Origin of the sequence: Nocardia sp. BSTN01 (assembly GCF_015354405.1) — a bacterium.
GTDB lineage: Bacteria > Actinomycetota > Actinomycetes > Mycobacteriales > Mycobacteriaceae > Nocardia.
Genome location: NZ_JADKYP010000023.1, coordinates 15,610 through 30,475, shown reverse-complemented (window position 1 = coordinate 30,475; position 14,866 = coordinate 15,610). Strand labels below are relative to the sequence as shown.

Here is a 14,866-nt window from a genome sequence, read left to right as displayed (position 1 = left end):
TCACACCCGGCGTACGCGCATGAGGTCTCGGACGAGGCTGCACGTCTTGTTCGAAGGCGGGCGGATGCCGACGACCTCGGCGGTGTGCCGGATGGTCTGGTTGTCGGCGAGGTTGGCGCGGTAGACGCCGGAGTCGAGCAGGGCGATGGCCAGTCGCATGGCCTTCAGCCTGCGGTTGTGCATGACGTACCAGGAGCGCGGCCGTCCGGCCGGTAGGGGCTGTTTCAGCAGCGGCGCGTAGGGATCGATGATCGTCGGTGCGGTGGGCATGAGAATCCTCCCCTCGGATGGAGATTCGCCGGGTCGTCGGTGGGTGAATCGAAGGCGGGACGGATATGGGCAGTCCGTCCCACCGCCGATCGATCGGTCGTGCGCCGTGGGCAGTAGCGCGCTACCGAGGCCGGTTCGACTGTTGACGAATCCCCTCGAACACATCTTCGATTCTACCGGAGGGCACCGACAAAAACCGGGCCCCGCAACGGGTTTCGGCGCACGGCCGGCTCGCCCGCGCGTCGCCCGGAATTTGCCGGCTGTGATCCGCGCCAACCGGCCGGGAGGCGCCTGGGAGCCGGGCTTTCGCGCGGCGTATCGTGCGGTTATGACCGGAATGGACCGCCCGCGGCGGTTGCGTCGTACCCCCGCGATGCGTCGCCTCGTCGCCGAAACCACCTTGGAACCAAGGCAATTGGTACTGCCGATGTTCATCGCCGACGGACTGGCCGAACCGCGCGAGATCAGCTCGATGCCCGGCGTGTACCAGCATTCGATGGATTCGCTGCGCAAGGCCGCGGCGGAGGCGGTCGGCGCGGGCGTCGGCGGGCTCATGCTGTTCGGCGTCCCGCGTCCGGAGGACAAGGACGCGGTGGGCAGCCAGGCCAGTGCCCCGGACGGCATTCTCAACCGCGGCCTGCGCGCGCTGACCGAGGAGGTCGGCGGCGACACCGTCGTGATGGCCGATACCTGTCTGGACGAATTCACCGATCACGGGCACTGCGGAGTGCTGGCCGGCGACGGCTCCGTCGACAACGACGCGACCCTGGACCGCTACGTCGAGATGGCGCTGGCCCAGGCCGAGGCCGGCGCCGAACTGCTGGGCACCAGCGGCATGATGGACGGCCAGGTCGGCGCGATCCGCGCGGGTCTGGATGCCGCCGGTCACATCGATACCGGGATCCTCGCCTACGCGGCCAAATACGCCTCGGCGTTCTACGGCCCGTTCCGGGAGGCCGTCGGCTCGTCGCTGCAGGGCGATCGCCGCACCTATCAGCAGGATGCGGCGAATCGGCGCGAATCGCTGCGCGAACTCGAGCTGGACCTGGCCGAGGGCGCCGACATCGTGATGGTCAAACCGGCCATGTCGTATCTCGACATCCTGCGCGACGTCGCCGATCATTCGCCGGTTCCGGTCGCGGCGTATCAGATCTCCGGGGAGTACGCGATGATCACGGCCGCCGCCGAACGCGGCTGGATCGACCGCCGCGGCGCCATCCTCGAATCGCTTCTCGGCATCCGCCGGGCGGGCGCGGATATCGTGCTGACCTACTGGGCCACCGAGGCCGCGCACTGGCTGTCGTGAATCCGGCGACAATGCCGGCCGAGCCCGGTATCCGAACCAGACCCGAAGATGTGCGCACCGCCTGCCAGCTGTGGTGGGCCGTGGTCGCGCTCGGGGTCTTGCGGCTGATCCTCGGCGCGGTCGACCGTCTCGGCAATCGCCGCCAGGTCGCCCAGGACTTCTACGACCAGCTGCACGGCGAGCGGCCCGACTTCAGCGTGGCGCAGATGGAGCTCGTGGTCTCGATTCTCGAGGTGCTGGTCCTCACCTACGGCCTGGCCGTGGGGATCGGCGCGGTGGCCGTGGTGCACGAGCTCGGTCGAGGGCGACTGTGGGCGCGCACGGTTGCCGATGTGGCGACCGTGGTGCTGGTGCTCGGCGCCGTCGGGTCGATGTTCGGACTCGGCGCGGTGGCGGGCGGCCCGGCGGTCCTGATCGGGGCCGCGGCGATATTACAGGCGGTCCTGGCCTGCGGAGCCGTATTCCTCTGCCGCAGAAAGGAATCCGAGGCTTTCTTCCGAGCGAACGGCAATTGAGACGCGAGGCCGAATTTGTCGCGTGCCGACCGGGATGTATGGTGAGGGTTGTCACAGAGAGCTCGGGAACTGAAAGTCGTTGGTTGTGCGTTGTTCTTCGGATGTGGTTTTTCGGTCGGTGGTCGCATCGATCGGTCACCGCGATGAGAGCGCAGCACGGATGGCTTCGGTGGATCGGAGACATCGATGCGCGTGGTGATTCAGCAGCGACAGAGCATTCGACGCGATGTTCTGGTGATGGGACTGCTGTTGCTTCTGGCACTGCTCACCCTCGCCGGACTGCTGCTCCCGGGAAAGGTCGGCTGACTCCGCTGCCACCCGCTCGGTCCGGCACGCGCGTCGTATTCGGAGGTCTTGCGTGAGCGACGCCCAACCCACCGCCGCGGTGCGGACGGATTCCGTGCTGTTCAGCGAGCCCGGCGCCCGCTGGCGAACGGTCGCCTACGGCCCGTTGCTCTGCCTGCTGGTGCTGATCCTGGAACTGGCACTGCGGCGCGGGCCGGTGCACTGGTTCGGTCTCGCCTTCTGCGCGATTCTGCTCGCCGGATTCGTGACTCTGCAGGTCGTGGCGGGAAAACGCCATGTCAGCGTCGAACTCACCGACTCCGCGCTGCGCGAGGGCACCGAAACGCTGCCGCTGGAGTCGATCGCGCGCGTCTTTCCCGAACTCGACGAGGAATCGTGGGACGACGAGCCTTGGGAGTCGGCCCGCGCACTCGGTGAGCTGACCGGGGTGCCGCGCCGCCGCCGCGGCATCGGCCTCAAACTGCGCGACGGCGCCATGGTGCAGGCCTGGGCGCGCGATCATCAGCAGTTGCGCGCCGAGTTGAGCGCCGCGCTCGATCGGCTCGCCGCGGAATCGGCTCCCGCGGCGAAGAAGTCCGCGGATTCTCCGGCGAAGGAGTCCGCGGCCGTACTCGCAGCGAGCGCCGACGACGCGGAGAATTCGGTGGTTGCGTCCGGTTCGGACAGCGAGGGCGACGTGGGTTCCGAGGGCAAGGAGGATGTCGCGTGATGCGCCGGCTGTGGATCCTGCTCGATCTGGTGCTGGTCGTGGCCTGCGCGGTGGCCGCCGTGCCCATCTGGCGGCACGGTGTGCACCGGACCTGGTTCGCGGCGGTGGGCGATCAGCCTGCCTTCGAATCCACTCACTACGCCGGTCCGTGGCTGGCGCTGGCCACCGTGCTGGTCGCCGCCGCGGGGCTCGCGGCCATCGACTTGGTGGTGCGGTGCGCGGTGCGTCCGCGCTGAAACGCCTGTTTCCCACAGCCGCACCCGTTTTCGCGGCGCGTTGCCCGATAGCGGATCGCGTGTTGTGGGTATTGCCGGAAAATGAGCACCACGACGCGCACCCGAGCAGTGCGGAAATCCTCGTTCACGATTCTCGCGGCCGCAGCGATCGGTATGGCCCCGGTGGCCCTGGCCGCCGCTTCGCCGGAAAGTCCTTCGGCCGCAGGCACTTCGGCGATCACTGTGGAGCCGGCCGGCCCACAGGTATCCGGCGCGCGGAACCGAGCCACCGCGGTTGTCGCCGATTCGGTGGCCGCCACTCCGGTGCCGCCGCGCGCGGGACAGGTTTCCTCACTGCTGGATCTGCTTCCCACGCCGCTGAATTGCCTGCTGTCCACCGGCTATGCCCTGCTGTGCCTGGGCGTTCCGGTGCCCTGAACCGCCGCCGCGCGAGGGCCGGCGACCTTCGGTCAGTGCCACTGCTGGAAGACGTCGAGCAGGCGCGTGCCGTGCGATCCGGGCACGTTGGCCATCACCACGACGCTGCCGTCCGGATGGCTCGCCGCCTCCTCGATCACCTGCCGCAGTGAGGCGTGCACGTTGCCGTTCTGATCGTGATAGAGCTGGGTGTCCGGCTTGAGACCCGCCCCGATCCGGCTCTCCGGAACGACCATCGTGACCAGTGCGGGAATCGGCCCGTCGCCGAGTGCGGCGGTCTCGTCGTGGGTCAGGATCACTCCGGCGCGCTGCTGTTCGGGCTGGACGACGGGCGTCACGGCGGCGGCCTGGGTCGCTGCCGCGACGGAGCCGGCCAGGGTTGTCAACAGGGCTATCCCGAATACTGCTTTACGCATGGACCCTCCCGGCGGTGAGCGTGATGGTGGGTACGAGGTTACGCACGGGCAACCTGACCACAACCCTTATGGCGTGAAATTTACGCCGCGTGTTGCGCTGCGGGCGCTGACGGGCGAGTGTGAGGAAATTCTCGGCAAACCGCTGGTCAGCCGAGTGAGAGTACAATGTCCGGCTCGTCCTGTGGGGTGGCTCACCCCACTACACCCTGTCGTCGACCGCTGCGGCGGGGGCTGCGACACTGGTGGTCGTGAGTTCTTCTCCGCGCGCGACCCAGGTAAACGTGCCGGTCTCCGCCCGACTCTTCGAACGCGCCGCCGCGATCATCCCCGGCGGTGTGAACTCGCCTGTGCGGGCGTTCAATTCGGTCGGCGGCACCCCCCGATTCATCGCTTCGGCGCGCGGGTACACGCTCACCGACGCCGACGGCAACGACTATGTGGACCTGGTGTGTTCCTGGGGACCGATGATCCTCGGACATGCGCATCCGGCCGTCGTGGACGCGGTGCAGCGGGCCGCCACCGGCGGGCTGTCCTTCGGCGCGCCGACCGAGGCCGAGATCGAGCTGGCCGAGGCGATCGCCGCGCGGGTCGATCCGGTGCAGCGGGTGCGGCTGGTGAACTCCGGCACCGAGGCCACCATGAGCGCGGTGCGGCTGGCGCGCGGATTCACCGGGCGCAGCAAGATCGTCAAGTTCGCGGGCTGCTATCACGGCCATGTCGACGCGCTGCTGGCCGATGCCGGCTCCGGCGTCGCCACCCTGGGCCTGCCCACCTCGCCGGGCGTGACCGGGGCGCAGGCCTCCGACACCCTCGTGCTGCCCTACAACGACCTCGAAGCCGTCGCCACGGCCTTCGCCGAATATCCGGGCCAGATCGCCGCCGTGATCACCGAGGCGGCCGCCGGCAATATGGGTGCGGTCCCGCCGCTGCCCGGTTTCAACGCCGGCCTGCGCGAGCTGACCAGCGAACACGGCGCCCTGCTGATCATGGACGAGGTGATGACCGGCTTCCGTGTCAGCGCCGCGGGCTGGTACGGCCGCGATCCGGTGGCGGGCGACCTGTACACCTTCGGCAAGGTGATGAGCGGCGGGCTGCCGGCCGCGGCCTTCGGTGGCCGCGCCGAGGTCATGGATCACCTCGCGCCGATCGGGCCGGTGTATCAGGCGGGCACGCTCTCGGGTAATCCGGTGGCGGTGGCAGCCGGGCTGGCCACGCTGCGCGCCGCCGACGCGGACGTCTACGCGGCCCTCGACCGCAACGCCGAACGACTCGGATCCCTGATCGCCGAGGCTCTGACCACCGCGGGGGTCCCGCACACCGTGCAATTCGCGGGCAATATGGTGAGCGTGTTCTTCGCCGAGGATCCGGTTACCGACTACGCCACCGCCAAGGCCACCGCCACCTGGCGTTTCCCGGCCTTCTTCCACGCGCTGCTGGAACGTGGCGTCTACGCGCCGCCGAGCCCGTTCGAGGCCTGGTTCGTCTCGGCCGCCCTCGACGAGGACGCATTCGACCGTATCGCTGCCGCACTGCCCGCCGCCGCCGCGGCAGCCGCGGCCGCCACACCCGAAGGATCCCGCGCGTGAGCGACTCAGATCAGCTCGAATCCGTCACTGCCGCAACAGAATCCCCCTCGCACGAAGAATCGGCGTCGTCCGGTGCGGCCGCGGCGAACGCGGACACCGGATCGTCGCAGGCGCCCGTCCCCGCCTCGGGAGCCGATGCCGGCAAGGTCCCCTCGCTCCCCGGTGACGTCGCCTCGGATACCGAGACGATCGTGCACGTGATGCGCCACGGCGAGGTGCACAACCCCAAGGGCATCCTCTACGGCCGCCTGCCCGGCTTCAGTCTCTCGGTGACTGGCCGTTCCCAGGCGGCGACGGTCGCGCGCACCCTCGCCGACCACGACATCGCCCTGGTCGTCGCCTCGCCGCTGCAGCGCGCCCAGGAGACCGCCGCGCCGATCGCCGGACAGCACGGGCTGATCGTGCGCACCGACGACAACCTCATCGAGGCCGGCAACACCTTCGAGGGTCTGCGGGTGTCGGTGGGCGACGGTGCGCTGCGCAAGCCGCGGCACTGGTGGAAGCTGCGCGATCCGTTCACCCCGTCGTGGGGGGAGCCGTATCTGCAGATCGCCCATCGCATGCTCGCCGCCGTGAACAAGGCGCGGGTGGAGGCGGCCGGGCACGAGGCCGTGGTGGTCTCGCATCAGCTGCCGGTGTGGACGTTGCGGCGCTTCCTGGAGGGCAAGCGGCTGTGGCACGATCCGCGGCAGCGGCAGTGCTCGCTGGCGTCGCTGACTTCGCTTGTGTACCAAGGCGATACGTTGATCGACATCGTCTACTCCGAGCCGTCCGGCGGCTCGGATCCCAGGGTGACCGGGGCGTGAGCGGGGCGGTCCGGCGTCTGCTGCCGATGCTGCTGGCCTGCGTGGCGGTCGTCGCCGCGCTGGCCGGTTGTTCGTCGGGTAACGACGCGGTCGCCCAGGGCGGCACCTTCGATTTCGTCTCACCCGGCGGCAAGACCGATATCCGGTACGACCCACCGGCGGCCCGCGGCACGATCGGCCACCTCTCGGGTCCGAACCTGCTGACCGGCAAGACCGTCTCGGTCGACGACTTCCCGAATCAGGTCGTCGTGCTGAACCTCTGGGGGCAGTGGTGTGGACCGTGCCGGGCGGAAGCGCCCGCGCTGGAACAGGTCTACGAACAGTCCAAGGACAAGGGCGTCGCCTTCCTGGGGATCAATGTGCGTGATCCGCAGCAGGACAAGGCACGCGACTTCGTGACCGACAATCACGTCGGCTATCCCTCCATCTACGACCCCGAGATGCGCAGCCTGCTGGCGCTCGGCGGCAAATTCCCCACCAGCGTCATCCCCACCACGCTGGTGCTGGATCGGCAGCATCGCGTCGCCGCGGTCTTCCTGCGGTCGTTGCTGGCCGAGGATCTGCTGCCGGTGGTGAATCAGGTCGCGCAGGAGGGCCGGCAGTGACGGCTCTGGCTTCCCCGGCGGTGCCGGCATTGGCTTCGGTCGGCGAATCGTTCCAGCAGACCGCGGCCACCGGGCCGCTGCTGCTGGCCTTGGGCGCCTGCCTGCTCGCCGGACTGGTCTCGTTCGCGTCGCCGTGTGTGGTGCCGCTGGTGCCGGGATATCTGTCATATCTGGCCGGGCTCGTCGGCGCCGAGGCGCCGCCGGTCACCGTCGGCGAGGCGCAGGGCAAGAGCGCGGCCGTCGCGCTGCGCACCGGGCGGATGCGTGTCGCGGGTGCGGCCGGACTCTTCGTCGCCGGTTTCACCGTGGTGTTCGTGCTGGCTTCGGCCACGGTCTTCGGGGTCATCCAGACCCTGAACGTCAATCGTGAACTGCTGCAACGCATCGGCGGTGTGGTGACCATCGTGATGGGCCTGGTGTTCCTCGGCCTGGTGCCGATGTTGCAGCGTGACACCAGAATGCATCCGCGCCGGCTCACCGGAATCGTCGGCGCACCACTGCTGGGCGCGGTGTTCGCCCTCGGTTGGACGCCGTGTCTGGGTCCGACGCTGTCCGGCGTGATGGCCGTATCCGCCGGCACCGAGGGGGCGACGGCCGCCCGGGGTGTCGTGCTGATCGTGGCGTACTGCCTCGGTCTCGGCCTGCCGTTCGTGATTCTCGCGTTCGGGTCGGCCACCGCGCTGCGCGGGGTCGGCTGGCTCCGGCGCAATTCGCGCATCATCCAGATCATCGGCGGCGTACTGCTCGTCGTGGTCGGCATCGCACTGGTCACCGGGATGTGGGATCAGTTCGTCGGATGGATCCGCAACGTATTCGTCTCCCAGGTAACCCTGCCGATCTGAGCCCCATGACTGCCACGATGACGCCCCCGTCCACCGCCGCGAAACCGCCGCGCCAGTCGCTGCCGCGCCGCGCGTTCGCACTGCTGCGCAACGCCTGGCGCGGATTGACCAGTATGCGTACGGCGCTCATGCTGCTGTTTTTGCTGGCGCTGGCGGCGATTCCGGGGGCGTTGCTGCCGCAGCGCAGTCTCAACCCGCAGAAGGTCGACAAATACATCGCCGATCGTGGCACCCTCGGGCCGTGGATGGACCGGCTACAACTGTTCGACGTGTTCTCCAGCTTCTGGTTCACCGCGATCTACGCCCTGCTGTTCGTCTCGCTGGTCGGCTGCATCGTGCCGCGCGTCTTCGACCACTACAAGGCGCTGCGCACACCGCCGGTCATGGTGCCGCGCAACCTGTCCCGGCTGCCGCATCACGCCGCGACCACCACCGATGACACTCCCGCCGAGGCGATCGAGCAGGCGCGGCGCGGGCTGCGCGGCTGGCGCACGGTGGTGCGGGACGAATCCGATGTGCGCAACGGCCGTCCCGGTGAGGTGACGCTCTCCGCGGAGAAGGGGTATCTGCGCGAGCTCGGCAATCTGGTCTTCCACCTGGCGCTGGTCGGCCTGCTGGTCGCGATCGCGGCGGGCAAGCTGTTCGGCTACGAGGGCAACGTGATCGTCGTCGCCGACGGCGGACCCGGATTCTGCACCACCTCGCCGGCGGTCTTCGATTCCTTCAAGGCCGGGCGGGTCAACGACGGCACCGGGCTGACCCCGGTCTGCGTGCGGGTCAAGGATTTCAAGGCCGACTACCTTCCCAACGGGCAGGCCGAGATGTTCACCGCGAACATCTCGTATCAGACCGGCGACGATCTGGCGACCGACACCTGGCGTGACACCACCATCCAGGTCAACCATCCGCTGCGCGTCGCCGGTGACCGCGTCTACCTGCAGGGACACGGCTACGCGCCGACCTTCACCGTCACCTATCCGAACGGGCAGAAGCGCACCGAGACCATCCAGTGGCGGCCCGACGACGGCGCCACCTTCCTGTCCAGCGGTGTGATGCGGTTCGATCCGCCGGGCGGTATGTACGGCAGCGAGGACGAGCGGCGCAAGAACCAGATCGCGATCGAGGGCCTGTTCGCCCCCACCGCGCTGATGCACGGCAGCCTGCTGACCTCCTCGTATCCGGGCCTGACCGATCCGGCGGTGGCGATCGACATCTACCGCGGCGAGACCGGACTCGACACCGGACGCGCGCAGTCGCTGTTCTCGCTCGATCCGGAGATGATCAAACAGGGTCGGCTGACGAAGCAGCAGCGCGTCAATCTGCGACCCGGTGAATCGGCCACGCTGGCCGACGGCACCAAGGTCACCTTCGACGGCGCGCAGCAGTACGCGAATCTGCAGGTCTCCTACGATCCGGCGCAGAGCTGGGTCCTGGTGTGCGCGGTGACGATGATGGCCGGTCTGCTGGTCTCGCTGGTGGTGAAGCGGCGGCGGATCTGGTTGCGCGCCTATCCGGAAGGCCCGGACGAGGGCGGTTCCGGTGAACGACGTACTGTAGTAGAAATGGGTGGGCTGGCCCGCACCGACCAGGCGGGCTGGGGCGGCGAGTTCGACCGCTTGCGGACGCGGCTGCTCGGTTCCGACCGCACCGACACCGGCAGCCCCACGGATCAGCGCCCGGTCGCCCGGACCGAGAGCACGGGAGAGTGAACATGCCGATCGACGAAACACTCGCCGGTTACAGCAATCTCGCCTTCAAGACGGCGTTCGTCGTCTACCTGCTGGTGCTGGCGATGCTGATCGTGCAGTACGCCTCCGCGAAGAAGAAGGTGACCAGCGCCCAAGAGCGTGAGCGCGAACTGGTCGGCGTCGGCGCCTCCGGTGGCGTGCGCGCCGACCGGCCGATCGTCCCCGGCAAGCTGGAGCCCACGCCGAAGCGTTCGCTGGCCGAGCAGCTGGGCAATATGGCGTTCGCGGTCGTCTTCGTCGCGATCGGCCTGCATCTGGCCTCGATCGTGTTGCGCGGCTTCGCGACCCATCGCTTCCCGCTCGGCAACATGTACGAGTTCATCACCATGGCGACCGCGGCCGCGATGGTCACCGGCCTGGTGTTCATCCACGATCGCCGGTACCGCGCGATGTGGGTCTTCCTGCTGGTCCCGGTGCTGATCCTGATGTTCCTGGCCGGCCAGGTGCTCTACGCCGACGCCGCGCCCGTGGTTCCGGCGCTGAAGTCGTACTGGCTGCCCATCCACGTCACCATCGTCAGCATCGGCAGCGGCATCTTCATGCTGTCCGGTGTGGCGAGCCTGTTGTTCCTGCTGCGCATGTACCAGCCGGACGGTCAGGAATCGAGCAACCCGCTCGGCGCCCTCGCCCGCCGCCTGCCCGACGCCCGCACCCTCGACCGCCTCGCCTACCGCACGACGGTCGTGGCCTTCCCCCTCTTCGGCACCGGCATCATCCTCGGCGCCATCTGGGCCGAAAGCGCGTGGGGCCGCTTCTGGGGCTGGGACCCGAAGGAAACCGTCTCCTTCATCGCATGGGTCATCTACGCCGCCTACCTGCACGCCCGCGCCACCTCCGGCTGGCGTGAAACCAAGGCCGCCTGGATCAACGTGGCCGGCTTCGTCGCGATGCTGTTCAACTTGTTCATCATCAACATCGTGGTGAGCGGGTTGCACTCATACGCGGGGCTCAACTAAACGGCTTCTGCCTGCGCATTCTCGCCGTCTTGGTCATCGGTAGAGTCCGTCTCCTCCGTCTCGGTACGCAGTGAGTACGCAGTGGAACCGGGCCAATCCTTGATCGTGGCACCAACCGCGGTACGCGTTGTCTCGTCGGCATCGGGCCAGAGATGGGCGTAGTACCGCAGAGTCGTGATGGCGCTGCCGTGGCGTAGGCGAGCCTGGACGGCCTTAATATCGGCACCTCGGCGGATGAGCAAAGATGCGTAGAAGTGCCGGAAGTCCTGGAAGCTGAACGCCTCGGGCAGGTCGTGAACTTTCTCCTTCGCTGCCCGCAGATTCCACCCGATCACCCACGGCGAGACCGGCTTGCCGAATTCATCACAGACCAGATGATCACCAGGGAACACCTTGGCCGACTCTTCGAGCATCGCGACGAGTTCCGGCGGAATCGGCACAGGCTTTGTGCTTGACTCCGTCTTCAACTCTCGTGCGGGCCACTGCTGGCGAGGTTGCACGATGCCGTTGGCGAAATCGACATCGGCGGTCCGCAGTCCAGCAGCCTCCGAGATTCGAAGACCCACGAACGCGCCGAGCAGTACCGCCACGCGAAGATGTGCCGGCATCGCATCATGCAGTGCCCAGACCTGCTCGGAGGTCGCTACATAGACCTTCTGCTGCCCAGTCTTCGGCGACGTACGGCGCGAACACGGATTGCGTGCCAACAGCCCGTCGTGCATTGCGTCCCCGAGGATCTGAGCCAATCGAGAATGCAGGCTGTAGACGTAGCTGTCGGCCAGGCCCTCGTCCTTGAGCGCCACCATCCACTTCTTCACCGTGGACGGCCGCACCGCCGACAATTGCAGCGACCCCAACCCTTCGTTGATCTTCTTGACGTGCCAGGTTGCCAGCTCCACTGTCGTTTCGCGGTGGTTTGCGTACCCCTTCAGCCACTCGTTTGCCCACTGCTCTACGGTCTTTTGAGAGTCGCGCGGTGCAACGTGAATGCCCTGGACCAAACTCGCGACCTGCGCATCGAGCCAGGCTTGCGCGTCCGCTTTCCGAGCGAAGCGCTTCGTGTGCTCATTGCCGGCATCATCGACGTAGCGAGCTCGCCAACGCTTGCCCTTCCCGTGCAACTTCGAGGGCACCCGGTGAGCCTTCTTGTTCTCGTCGAGGACTTCCTTGGTCCACAGGTCTTCAACTCCCGCGCGGCGATTGCGCTTCACGGTCACGCAGCATCACCGAGGCTTTCGGCCTCCTGCTCCGCGATCCACGCCAAGATCACCGACTTACGCCAGACGCGACGACGAGCCCCGAGCTTGAAGCTGGCCGGTCCTTTACCGACGTGCGCCCACCACCGCCAGGTGGCCTCAGGGATGCCGGTCAGAGCTTCGCAGTCCTTGGCCCTCAGGTACGTTTCCTGCCCGTTGGTATCCATCTGTTCCTCCCTATGCTGCCGGTTGGATTGCCGAATGTTGTTGCTCGCCTGGTGGACTGGATTCCAGGCGGGCGGTTTCGTATTGGGCGCGCCATTTGATCCGCTGCGCGATCGAGGCCATGATCAGGTGCTCTCGCGGTGGCACGTTCTTGTCTCCGGGCTCGACCGGTTTCACGATCAGCCGGGACGTATCCGGTTTCTGAATGCCGACCGAGGCGAGGATTTGCCGAACAAACTCGGCGCGGTCGGCCTTGTGGTCGGGAAGCGTCTTACCGGTCCATCGCCGCGACACCAGGACGCGACGACCGCGCAGACCGAGGGTTTCGCGGCGGTGGGCTTTGCCCTTGCAGCGGCCCGGCTGTGTCTTCTCGCTGGCGCCCTTGGGTGCGATGCCGTAGCGCAGCCAGATAGGACAGTTCGGCGAGCACGGAGTTTTCTGGAGTTCTGCGTGTAGCCGGTCGTAATGCGTTGCGGCACGGTCGGTTCGAGGCTCGATGACCTCAGCGATGGACTTGGTGAGGTATTTGGTCAGGTAGCCGACGTGGCGGGAGGCTTCCTCGGTGCCGCCGAGCACACCTTGCACGTCGACCTGTCGACCGAACTTCACCACGTGCGCTGGTTCGAGGTCGTCGACGGTGTCGAGCATGTCCATTGCTTCGTCCCACAGCGGAAGCGGTTCGGCGGTGTCCGGGTCGACGAATCGGCCGGCGGCGTAGTCCCAGACAGGCATGTGTCCATCGGTGTACTGCTCGTTTTCCGGGTCGAAGTGCGGCCACCACACCTGGTGATAGGTCGCGGCGACGATTTGCCGAATCAGCGATTTGGGGTCGGTGCCGCGGATGGCCATGTGAATGTGTGGGGCGCCCCGGCGCTGGGGTTCCACGGTGGCGAAGTATTGGATATCGCGACCGGTCGCACGCCGGTAGTTCTGTACGAACCGGTCGAATAGTGCAGGCCAGAAGACGATGTCACGCGCAGCGCGACGGTAGTCGTAGGAGTCCGGGTTGACCGGCGACCCGTCCAGATTGACCGGCCCGTAGGTGTCGCAGGTGACCGTAGCGAACGTTGACGGCCGGTATTTGCCCGCGTACTGCCGCCCGATCGTTGTCTTGTCGATCTTCTTGCGAGGCAGATCCGGGACGTCCTGGCGGCGGCGGGTCGATCGTTTGCGCTCCGATTTCGGTGCAGGGTCCAGCGCCGGAAGACGCCCGCGCACACCGGTCTCCCGCAACTCCGCATCCAGATCCGCAACAACCTCACGGATACCGGCCATTGCTTCGTCGTCGTCGCGAGCCTTGGCTTCCTGGTAGTTGTCCATCAAACGCGCGCGAGTCTCGACCAGTTCGAGTTGTCGTTCGGTGGGGTCGCGGGTGATGTCGACAGGTTCTTGTTCGATGTGCCAGCCTTCGTGGGCTTGCTGCATCCGCAGGGCGCGAGCCCGAGACGCGCACGAGGGGCACACACTGTCCAGCGTCGATTTGCATGGTGCGCCAACGTATTTCGATTCCCCCGTATCGGGGTCATAGCTGTACATCGGGATCGGTCGGCGGCACTCCCCGTGTTTGTCGGCCGCCGCCTGAGCGATGTCGTACATGCTCGGCATCGAACGCCGATCCGCTGCCGTCTCCCGAACGGGGCCGAGGGAGGCCGGATCGGTGTCAGGCTGTTGGTCTGTCATGGTCTGGCCTCCCTCATCAGTGGTGGTGGTTGTCACGCGGCGTTGTCGTCCTCCTGGCGGGGCGGTCCTCCCAAGCCGCCGGGGATGTGTGGGAACGGGGCCAGAATCGGCTTGGCGAGCGAATCAGCGCGCCGGAACACCAGTTGCACCCGAGCTGGGCCGGTGATGCTGACGCGGCATTCCTCGGCCCCAAACGCATGGGCCAGATGGGCGGTGCGGTTGGCCCAGTCGTCGGGGCACTGGCCCGGCAGCATCGCCGCCCGCACGGTGTCGGTGGCCTCCCCAATCTCGATACCCAGAAGCCGCGGAATCTTCACCGTCTGGCCCAGGTCGTCGCGGGCCGATAGGTTGCAGTCGTCCAACCGTGCCGACCATTGCCGCCGGTACCGGAACCAGGACAGGAACCGGGAGCGGGCGCGACGAGAAACGAAGCGCGAGAACGACTCCGGGGCCTTCACTCGCCACAGCACCAGCCCAGCGGCCGAAGCCAATGCCATGCCGAGGGCCGGGATCCATCCGTAGAACCAGAAAAGGCCGGCCACCGCAGCGATGGGCAGCGAGACCATCGGGAACAGCACCGCCCACCAGGCCGCGAGGAACGCCGAGATCACTGCCCAGCCGATCACGGCCAGGAACAGCGTCAAGACGTCTTCTACCGGGTCACGTCGGGACTTGATCGTGGTGGTGGTTCTGGTGGAGGTGGTGCTCACTGCTTCACCTCGGATTCGTCGAACAACCCCGTCTGTCCGGGGCGCTCCCAGTTGGCGGGGAGGTCTTTGGCCTTGCGGCGCTTGGACTTGCGCACTCGATCCGCTGCCGCCTGCACAATCGGATTCACCTGTGGCGCCCCGTGTTTGGTGCTCATGCTGCCCAGTCCCCTCCGTCAGGGTCGTAGCCGTGCCCGAACGCCGTGCCGGTCTCGGCGAGGATGTTCACCGCGATACCGATCGGGTCCAATCCGCGGGCTTCGAGCTGGCAGCGGCGACGGCTGTGCAGGTCGATGACGTCGGCGTATTCGTCGGTGTGCTCGCTCATTTCGGGCGTCTC

General features: G+C 67.3%; 18 protein-coding genes and 1 pseudogene. 11 read left to right on the top strand and 8 right to left on the bottom strand.

Translation table 11 applies throughout. The features are described from left to right. Complete coding sequence (locus IRT45_RS19585) at window positions 1-270, bottom strand: hypothetical protein (RefSeq protein WP_039781183.1); 270 nt, start codon at window positions 268-270, stop codon at window positions 1-3. A gap of 328 nt (window positions 271-598) precedes the next feature. Between IRT45_RS19585 and hemB the strand changes: the two genes are divergently transcribed. The 5 genes and pseudogenes from hemB to IRT45_RS19560 all read left to right on the top strand — a co-directional run bounded on the left by hemB (window position 599) and on the right by IRT45_RS19560 (window position 3,759). Next, the gene (gene hemB / locus IRT45_RS19580; RefSeq protein WP_194807297.1) at window positions 599-1,576 is read left to right on the top strand and encodes a porphobilinogen synthase; all 978 of its coding nucleotides are present in this window, start codon (window positions 599-601) and stop codon (window positions 1,574-1,576) included. After that, entirely contained in the window at window positions 1,573-2,091 is a 519-nt protein-coding gene (locus tag IRT45_RS19575) for a hypothetical protein (protein WP_194807296.1), read from the top strand. Before hemB ends, IRT45_RS19575 begins: the two co-directional genes overlap by 4 nt. Before the next feature lie 385 nt (window positions 2,092-2,476). Next, window positions 2,477-2,959, top strand: a pseudogene (locus IRT45_RS19570) (hypothetical protein); the annotation flags it as partial. Window positions 2,960-3,102: 143 nt separating this feature from the next. Further along, a complete protein-coding gene (locus IRT45_RS19565; protein ID WP_143860068.1) occupies window positions 3,103-3,342 on the top strand; it encodes a hypothetical protein in 240 nt (79 codons plus the stop codon). Between the two features lie 81 nt (window positions 3,343-3,423). After that, window positions 3,424-3,759, top strand: a complete 336-nt coding sequence (locus IRT45_RS19560; protein ID WP_194807295.1) for a hypothetical protein — start codon at window positions 3,424-3,426, stop codon at window positions 3,757-3,759. A gap of 32 nt (window positions 3,760-3,791) precedes the next feature. Here the strand turns inward: IRT45_RS19560 and IRT45_RS19555 are convergent, their stop codons facing one another. Further along, window positions 3,792-4,175 carry a hypothetical protein gene (locus IRT45_RS19555; RefSeq protein WP_194807294.1) on the bottom strand — a complete coding sequence of 128 codons (384 nt, stop codon included), beginning with the start codon at window positions 4,173-4,175 and terminating at the stop codon, window positions 3,792-3,794. A 248-nt stretch (window positions 4,176-4,423) separates the two neighbouring features. Here IRT45_RS19555 and hemL point away from each other — a divergent pair, with 248 nt between their 5' ends. From hemL to ccsB, 6 genes are all read left to right on the top strand, one after another. After that, complete coding sequence (hemL, locus tag IRT45_RS19550; RefSeq protein ID WP_194807293.1) at window positions 4,424-5,761, top strand: glutamate-1-semialdehyde 2,1-aminomutase; 1,338 nt, start codon at window positions 4,424-4,426, stop codon at window positions 5,759-5,761. 200 nt (window positions 5,762-5,961) lie between these two features. Continuing rightward, window positions 5,962-6,567 (top strand): histidine phosphatase family protein, encoded by a 606-nt coding sequence (locus tag IRT45_RS19545; protein ID WP_051025203.1) that lies wholly within the window; start codon window positions 5,962-5,964, stop codon window positions 6,565-6,567. A 26-nt stretch (window positions 6,568-6,593) separates the two neighbouring features. Continuing rightward, window positions 6,594-7,172 carry a TlpA disulfide reductase family protein gene (locus IRT45_RS19540; RefSeq protein ID WP_039781250.1) on the top strand — a complete coding sequence of 193 codons (579 nt, stop codon included), beginning with the start codon at window positions 6,594-6,596 and terminating at the stop codon, window positions 7,170-7,172. A gap of 20 nt (window positions 7,173-7,192) precedes the next feature. Next, entirely contained in the window at window positions 7,193-8,014 is an 822-nt protein-coding gene (locus IRT45_RS19535; protein WP_194807349.1) for a cytochrome c biogenesis CcdA family protein, read from the top strand. A 5-nt stretch (window positions 8,015-8,019) separates the two neighbouring features. Further along, complete coding sequence (locus tag IRT45_RS19530; protein ID WP_194807292.1) at window positions 8,020-9,723, top strand: cytochrome c biogenesis protein ResB; 1,704 nt, start codon at window positions 8,020-8,022, stop codon at window positions 9,721-9,723. Between the two features lie 2 nt (window positions 9,724-9,725). Beyond that, window positions 9,726-10,718 carry a c-type cytochrome biogenesis protein CcsB gene (gene ccsB / locus IRT45_RS19525; RefSeq protein WP_194807291.1) on the top strand — a complete coding sequence of 331 codons (993 nt, stop codon included), beginning with the start codon at window positions 9,726-9,728 and terminating at the stop codon, window positions 10,716-10,718. Here ccsB and IRT45_RS19520 read toward each other — a convergent pair. The 6 genes from IRT45_RS19520 to IRT45_RS19495 are packed head-to-tail and all read right to left on the bottom strand — an operon-like array spanning window position 10,715 to window position 14,854. Next, complete coding sequence (locus tag IRT45_RS19520; RefSeq protein ID WP_194807290.1) at window positions 10,715-11,935, bottom strand: site-specific integrase; 1,221 nt, start codon at window positions 11,933-11,935, stop codon at window positions 10,715-10,717. The two genes, ccsB and IRT45_RS19520, sit on opposite strands and share 4 nt — an antisense overlap. Then, the gene (locus IRT45_RS19515; protein WP_194807289.1) at window positions 11,932-12,141 is read right to left on the bottom strand and encodes an AlpA family transcriptional regulator; all 210 of its coding nucleotides are present in this window, start codon (window positions 12,139-12,141) and stop codon (window positions 11,932-11,934) included. The genes IRT45_RS19520 and IRT45_RS19515 overlap by 4 nt, the downstream gene beginning before the upstream one ends. Window positions 12,142-12,151: 10 nt before the next feature. Further along, window positions 12,152-13,819, bottom strand: a complete 1,668-nt coding sequence (locus IRT45_RS19510) for a replication initiator (protein ID WP_194807288.1) — start codon at window positions 13,817-13,819, stop codon at window positions 12,152-12,154. Between the two features lie 32 nt (window positions 13,820-13,851). Beyond that, window positions 13,852-14,529 (bottom strand): hypothetical protein, encoded by a 678-nt coding sequence (locus IRT45_RS19505; RefSeq protein ID WP_194807287.1) that lies wholly within the window; start codon window positions 14,527-14,529, stop codon window positions 13,852-13,854. Continuing rightward, window positions 14,526-14,684 carry a hypothetical protein gene (locus IRT45_RS19500; protein WP_194807356.1) on the bottom strand — a complete coding sequence of 53 codons (159 nt, stop codon included), beginning with the start codon at window positions 14,682-14,684 and terminating at the stop codon, window positions 14,526-14,528. The genes IRT45_RS19505 and IRT45_RS19500 overlap by 4 nt, the downstream gene beginning before the upstream one ends. After that, window positions 14,681-14,854 carry a hypothetical protein gene (locus IRT45_RS19495; RefSeq protein ID WP_194807286.1) on the bottom strand — a complete coding sequence of 58 codons (174 nt, stop codon included), beginning with the start codon at window positions 14,852-14,854 and terminating at the stop codon, window positions 14,681-14,683. Before IRT45_RS19495 ends, IRT45_RS19500 begins: the two co-directional genes overlap by 4 nt. Window positions 14,855-14,866: the final 12 nt, after the last annotated feature.

What these genes read in the sequence shown, in the direction of transcription:
- IRT45_RS19585 (WP_039781183.1), bottom strand. Translation starts at nt 270, where the DNA reads ATGCCCACCGCACCGACGATCATCGATCCCTACGCGCCGCTGCTGAAA.
- hemB (WP_194807297.1), top strand. Translation starts at nt 599, where the DNA reads ATGACCGGAATGGACCGCCCGCGGCGGTTGCGTCGTACCCCCGCGATG.
- IRT45_RS19560 (WP_194807295.1), top strand. Translation starts at nt 3,424, where the DNA reads ATGAGCACCACGACGCGCACCCGAGCAGTGCGGAAATCCTCGTTCACG.
- IRT45_RS19555 (WP_194807294.1), bottom strand. Translation starts at nt 4,175, where the DNA reads ATGCGTAAAGCAGTATTCGGGATAGCCCTGTTGACAACCCTGGCCGGC.
- IRT45_RS19545 (WP_051025203.1), top strand. Translation starts at nt 5,962, where the DNA reads ATGCGCCACGGCGAGGTGCACAACCCCAAGGGCATCCTCTACGGCCGC.
- IRT45_RS19540 (WP_039781250.1), top strand. Translation starts at nt 6,594, where the DNA reads ATGCTGCTGGCCTGCGTGGCGGTCGTCGCCGCGCTGGCCGGTTGTTCG.
- IRT45_RS19530 (WP_194807292.1), top strand. Translation starts at nt 8,020, where the DNA reads ATGACTGCCACGATGACGCCCCCGTCCACCGCCGCGAAACCGCCGCGC.
- ccsB (WP_194807291.1), top strand. Translation starts at nt 9,726, where the DNA reads ATGCCGATCGACGAAACACTCGCCGGTTACAGCAATCTCGCCTTCAAG.
- IRT45_RS19515 (WP_194807289.1), bottom strand. Translation starts at nt 12,141, where the DNA reads ATGGATACCAACGGGCAGGAAACGTACCTGAGGGCCAAGGACTGCGAA.
- IRT45_RS19510 (WP_194807288.1), bottom strand. Translation starts at nt 13,819, where the DNA reads ATGACAGACCAACAGCCTGACACCGATCCGGCCTCCCTCGGCCCCGTT.
- IRT45_RS19500 (WP_194807356.1), bottom strand. Translation starts at nt 14,684, where the DNA reads ATGAGCACCAAACACGGGGCGCCACAGGTGAATCCGATTGTGCAGGCG.
- IRT45_RS19495 (WP_194807286.1), bottom strand. Translation starts at nt 14,854, where the DNA reads ATGAGCGAGCACACCGACGAATACGCCGACGTCATCGACCTGCACAGC.